Genomic DNA, 5716 nt, shown 5'->3' on the forward strand with positions numbered 1-5716 from the left:
TGATCACGCAGCCCCTTATCCTCGACTTTTTAGCAAACCTCGCGCAGGAACTACTGTCGCAATCGGACGCAACACGCCGTCGTCAGCGTCCGTTTGCGACCGTACTTTCGGGGATAGGCTATCGCGCCTTGAAGTAGCGGAACAACTGGGATTCGCGGATGCCTGCCGCGCATGCGAGGCCTCCCAGCAGCAGACCGCACAGCATCGCCATGGGTGTTCGTACCGCCGCGAGCAACACCGATGCGGGCGATGTAAGCGACCAGCGCCACGTATAGGCCGTCAACAATGAAACCGCCGCCAGCACAGCCTCTCCGCCCCAGATCAGCGTTTCCACGCCAACCTGCGCCAGCAGATCGACCTTGCGCTGCCCGGAATGCAGAGCACCCGCGTATTCCAGCCGCCGTCTGCGCACCGACAGCACGCCTATCAGCGCGCCCAGCGCTAATCCGAGCACTGGCATCATGCGGGTGGAACGGCTGGCATACGCCGCAGCCGCGTCATAGCGCGAATCCGCGCCGCGATTCAATCCCATAACGCCGGAGGCCTGGCCGTGGGCGTCGCCGCCTCCGGCGACCACCGTCGCAAGCATCAGCGAATCCAGTCCCGGATTCACCGGCCACTGCTTGGCCCAACACTCCTCGAACGTCGTCGCTCCGGTTTCCGACGAGGGCGAATCCTCGCCCACCGGCACGATCACCGCATATCCGAATCTCGTATCGCGGCCGTCGTTTGGCCAGTCGAACACGCCGGCCACGCGCACCGTGCCATCCGTGGTTTCCAGAACGCCGCCCTCGACCATACCGAAGTCGCGCGCAACGTCCGCGGACACCCATATGCCGCTCGCATCCGCTACTTGTAGGCGGTCTGCGTCACCCACAGCGAGCAGTCGGATCATGCCGTCGGTGACCTCGTAGCTCGACAGATCCACGCCCGGTGTGGAGGCCGGCTCCACCTGCGGCCCCTTGCGCATCGCGCCCGAGGCCTGCGGACCGTTCGCCGCCCTAGTTAATCCGTCGCATGCAACGCCATCCACCGGGGAGCCGCCCGTCAGCACACGCACGTCGGCGTTCATCGCGATACGTGACGAGGCCTCGCGCTCCTGACCGATCACCGTCATCGCCTCATAGCCGCCCAGCAGCAGACCCGCCAGCAGCACGGCGAGAAACCACCACACGGCCCTGGCCGCTCCGGTCCCGATGTTGCGCAGCGCCTCGGAGCACAGTTCACGCCAGCGCATCGCCCTCACCCCCACCATCGCCGGCATTCCCACCATTGCCGGCACCGGGCGCGTAATGCGCGAGATCGATGACCCTATCGCAGGCGTCACGCGTGTCCGGATCATGCGTGGCGACCACCACGATCATGCCCCTGCCGGCCAGGGCCCCCAGCACGCCGCTGACCGAATGCGCGGTGCGGGTGTCAAGCTGCGCGGTGGGCTCATCCACCAGCAACATGTCCGGCCTGGAACACACCGCCCGGGCCAGCATTAGCCGCTGCGCCTCTCCACCGGACAACGCCGAGAACGGCCTGTTCGCGGCGTATGCAAGGTCAAACAGCCCCATCGCGTCCATCGCCTCGCGTTCGGCATCACCCCTGCGCATCCCCTTGGCGATCAGCGGGAACGTCACATGGTCTAGCGCCGTACGCTCGGCCACCCCATAGGGGTTCTGGAACACCCATCCCACGCGTCGTATGCCCTGCCGTTCCACCGAGCCCGCATAGGGCTGCTCCCATCCGGCGAGGATCGACAGCAACGTCGACTTGCCGCAACCCGAGGGACCGCACACCGCCACGGTCTCACCCGGCACAAATTGTGCGTCGAGGTGTTCGAACAGCAGGTCGGTTCCGGGGAACCGCTGCGCCAGGTCATGGACTGTCACCGGCATGATGACGCACCGTCCAGTGCGCTGCCGAGCGTCACGGATTCCAAAGCGCTTCCGTCTTCGGTCTGCACCAGGCTGACGCCGAGATCGGCGCCCACAATCGTCACCGGAACGCTCCTGCCGCCGCTCATCACGCAGCCTTTGCGCGCATTGCCGTCCTCGACGACCCCGAACACGGCGGCCGCGGGCACACGCACGGCCACCACCGGCTCCTTCAGTTCCAGAACCGCGTCCAATCCCTGCGACATGTCGATCTCGGGAGTTGACGTCATCTGCTGGAAATCGGCGGTGTCCGCCACTTGCCGGCAGAACCGGGCGTCGGCGATCTCGATCGTCCCCGCGGGAAGCGTGGCGGACTGGCCGAAAATGGTCAGCGTACGGTCCCTGTCGGAGGGACTGCCGTTTTTGACGGTCAGTTTGGTGATACCGCCCGGAATCTGCCCCACCGGAGACCCCGCGGACATGCCGAGGCCAACCACGCCCTGCCAGACGGATACCGAAACATGCTCCTGCGGCAGCCAGAGCACATCGGCGAGCGGCAATGATCCGGAATCCCCGAAGCCCGCGCCAACCGCCTTGCCCAGGGCCTTCACCGCGTTCGCCGTCGCCCGCGTATACGAGTCGGCGTCTGCGGGCGCCCCGTACCCCAGACGAGCCAGCTCGGCGTTCAACGCCCGCACATCGGGCCCTGAATCCCCCACCGCCAAGTCCCGGTAGAGCGGCGTTGCGGTGCTCAGCGCCACAATCTGTCGGCCGTTCACCGCCAAGGCGGCCTTGCCGGAATCAAGACCGGCGGCAGAATAATCCGCTGTCACCGTGCCCGACGCGTTGATGATCAGGTCGCGCTTGTCCGTCAGCTCGGGAACGACATTCACGCTCTGCCGACCGTCATAGCGCTGGCCCGACACCTCAGCCGAGGTGATTTCCTCCGGCGAATCCAGCAACGCCGGCGCACAGTCGGGAAGGAACAGCGCGCACGCGCCGACCGCAAGCGCCGCGGCAACCACCACCGCCAGCACCAGCCACGTCACCGAGATGGTACGCCGCCTCGCTTCGCCGCCGTTCGAGCCATTCCTTTTACTCTTCATGGCATTGCTTCCCCTGCTTCTCCCTGATCAGAACCATGTCGCCACAGGTTCGTCGGCGAATGACCTGACGGAATTATTCGCCACCTCGCAACCGCGAACCTCCATGTTCCGGTCGTCGAAACTGTAATTCCCGCTCGCCTTTTCCGCGGCATACTGCCCCGCCGTGTAGTTCCCGGGCACAAGGTCGCTGCGATGCAGACAATCCACAATGGCCTCGCTCGCATTCGCATAAAAATTCACGTTACCGACCTGCACCCCATACACGTCGATGACGGGAACCACTTCTCCGTAGCACGCGGACTGATCCTCACTCGCCTTTTGCTCCTGCGCTTGCGTACCCTCTCGATGAAGACTGTCGACATACAGCCCGTTGGGGTACTTGATGAGGACGATTTCCTTGATTCCCCTTCCCGTCATGCACTGCTTGTATCGAGACCACGCCGCCTCATAATCGGACATGGGAATATTCCCGGTTTCCTTTGCCCGGTCCAGCACGTCCTGGGCAAACTGCGAAGGCGGCTCATACAAACGACTTTCATACCAGTCGATGTATTCACTCAACGAATTCGCATTCTTCTGCCCAAGACCAGCAAGCTGCATCGGCTGGGCGGCTGCTTCGGACGTCCCGGAAGAAGATTCCGAAGCAGCCTGGCCACCGGCACTGCATGCACCTTGGGTCATGATCAGCAGCCCCGACATAAAAAGAGCGCAGACTCTTCTTATGTTGTTCTGCATATCAGTAAACCTTTGCACCATCATTGGTTAACTGCTCTTTTCCATAAATGCTTCTGTCAATCACCAGACCGCGACCATAAACATCAGCAGATTTAATAACGCTATCCTGCTTAACACAGACATGGCATCTCGCTGCTCGTGATTCACATGACGCATATGAGTAAGACCAGTTATATTTCCAGTATCCGGCCATAGCGCTATTGCTAATCTCTTTGTCATTCCACCACGCATTGGCAGCTGGAACACTTATTCCTGTTGCCAGTGCCGCAGAAAGAAATGCAACAATCACCGTCCTATAGCACTTCCTAGTTTGCTTTTGCATATTAGATCCTTTGATGAGACTGTGAAATCAACGCTGATTTCACAACTTATGATACCACCGAAACCTTTATGGCTGTAATCGGTAGCCTAAGTGGGCTGATAGGTCACTCAGCATCATCTGAGTGAGTGCCAGCGCTCACCCTTCGTGCCTTTTATGCGTTTGACCTTTTCCGTAGCCATTAGATTCTCCAGCGCGTCATCCACATTGATTTTCGCCTTTTCGATAAGGATCAAGTCAATTCTTCCTTGGATACAGGTCCCTGTGCCACGCTGAGAACGTACATCAACCAATTCATCTTCATCTTTGCAATCGGCACGTCGATTGAGGTTCTCGTTCTTATATTACCTTAGGTTTCCCTCGTAACACTGACGCGAGTATTGCATCAGCGTGCCGCGAGCTCCCAGTCCTCCTACGTAATTCCGAAAGGCCGCGAATCTTCGAACAGGCGGAACACAGATGCCCGCTTCTCGCGCAGATACGTGCCGTGAGCCCGACGCGGATCCCCTCAGTGTTCTCTGAAAGTCTTTAACTTTTCGGTGATGATTTCAGCCTTCACAACATGTGGCAACCGTATGAAGGTACATTCTCAGATGGCTGGACTCTGACGAGGATTCGTTGGCTTTGGCATAGCCACCGCACTCGTAGAACCGGTTCATCTGCTCGTTAGAGTAGTCTTCGGGTAACGCCTCTGCATAGTATGGAAGCTTTGTCGACGACACAAGCGAAATCGGTTTTTCGTCGATAGCACGGACATTAAGCCCATCGCTATATGCGGAGATATACAGGAACCGCTATTGAAAGCCCATTTCAGCCCCAGCCTCGAACATTCCCTTCATTGAAGGTTGAGCGGAAATCACCACGACTGCCCTATATCTGTGTTCCGGGATGAACCCATGATGACCATGGTGTCCTGATGCTCCTCCGGTTCATCGAGGTCGAATCTGCCGCCCTTCTGTTCCACGAGGAACCTGTCCTCCAGGCACAGTACGTCGATGAAACCGCCGCCAACGGTCTTACTCGAACAGCACGTTCTCGGTCACGTTCCCCACGCCTAGGACGTTGCCCAGCAGGCCGATCCAGAAACGCTGGGTCTCTCCTGCTTCTCGTCGCCACGATCCTTCCAACGCTGGATGAACGTCAACCTGCTCAAGAACACTCCTGCCGCTCATCATCCCACAGACATGCGAATTTCCGGGTAGCCACCATCCAACTCAAAGCGTCAGTGAGAGGCAAGTGGCCCGGAGCGCAGCGTAGTGGCCACGCGGCAGCGGATACGGGTTCTTAGGGAACTTGTTCCCTAAGCGGGGAATGGGGCAGAGCCCCAATAACCAAATATGATTAGCAATTTCACAGACACTTACGTAAATATCGATATCTTTTGATTCTTTTGACTCTTTTAGTGTTTCCAAGCCTTTTGGCTTGATTCTTTGCCGTGACCCTATTGAATCTTTACCTGTTTCCGTCTATCAAATGCGTTCCGTCAAACAACAAGTATGAACGATTCTTTCTCTCTCGAAGATTAGACGCACTCTAGACGCAATGACTACGAGAACATGTCACATCTTGTCAATCTCCTCAACAATCATCAACACCGAAATCATTGAAATTCCAACATTTTTCAACATCTCTGCAAATAACGAATGCAACGGTTTCCCGCCCAAATAGATCGTGGGTTGTGGGTTCGAATC

5 protein-coding genes are annotated in these 5716 nt (G+C 58.7%); all 5 read right to left on the minus strand.

Annotation, left to right across the window (positions count from 1 at the left end):
• Window positions 1-118: 118 nt before the first annotated feature.
• The 5 genes from B2994_RS03800 to B2994_RS03820 are packed head-to-tail and all read right to left on the minus strand — an operon-like array spanning window position 119 to window position 4028.
• Window positions 119-1273, minus strand: a complete 1155-nt coding sequence (locus B2994_RS03800; protein ID WP_291527054.1) for a hypothetical protein — start codon at window positions 1271-1273, stop codon at window positions 119-121.
• Complete coding sequence (locus tag B2994_RS03805) at window positions 1224-1886, minus strand: ATP-binding cassette domain-containing protein (protein ID WP_291527055.1); 663 nt, start codon at window positions 1884-1886, stop codon at window positions 1224-1226. Before B2994_RS03805 ends, B2994_RS03800 begins: the two co-directional genes overlap by 50 nt.
• Window positions 1877-2971, minus strand: coding sequence for a peptidoglycan-binding domain-containing protein (locus B2994_RS03810; protein ID WP_291527056.1), 1095 nt, complete (start codon window positions 2969-2971; stop codon window positions 1877-1879). The genes B2994_RS03805 and B2994_RS03810 overlap by 10 nt, the downstream gene beginning before the upstream one ends.
• Window positions 2972-2998: 27 nt before the next feature.
• Window positions 2999-3706: a hypothetical protein gene (locus B2994_RS03815; protein WP_291527057.1), complete on the minus strand. Its 708-nt coding sequence runs from the start codon at window positions 3704-3706 to the stop codon at window positions 2999-3001.
• Between the two features lies 1 nt (window position 3707).
• Window positions 3708-4028: a hypothetical protein gene (locus tag B2994_RS03820; RefSeq protein WP_291527058.1), complete on the minus strand. Its 321-nt coding sequence runs from the start codon at window positions 4026-4028 to the stop codon at window positions 3708-3710.
• Between the last annotated feature and the right edge of the window lie 1688 nt (window positions 4029-5716).

Source organism: Bifidobacterium sp. UBA744 (genome assembly GCA_002298605.1).
Taxonomy (GTDB): Bacteria; Actinomycetota; Actinomycetes; order Actinomycetales; family Bifidobacteriaceae; genus Bifidobacterium.

Coding starts and splice junctions, on each gene's coding strand:
- B2994_RS03800 (WP_291527054.1), bottom strand. CDS start 1,273: ATGGTGGGAATGCCGGCGATGGTGGGGGTGAGGGCGATGCGCTGGCGT.
- B2994_RS03805 (WP_291527055.1), bottom strand. CDS start 1,886: ATGCCGGTGACAGTCCATGACCTGGCGCAGCGGTTCCCCGGAACCGAC.
- B2994_RS03810 (WP_291527056.1), bottom strand. CDS start 2,971: ATGAAGAGTAAAAGGAATGGCTCGAACGGCGGCGAAGCGAGGCGGCGT.
- B2994_RS03815 (WP_291527057.1), bottom strand. CDS start 3,706: ATGCAGAACAACATAAGAAGAGTCTGCGCTCTTTTTATGTCGGGGCTG.
- B2994_RS03820 (WP_291527058.1), bottom strand. CDS start 4,028: ATGCAAAAGCAAACTAGGAAGTGCTATAGGACGGTGATTGTTGCATTT.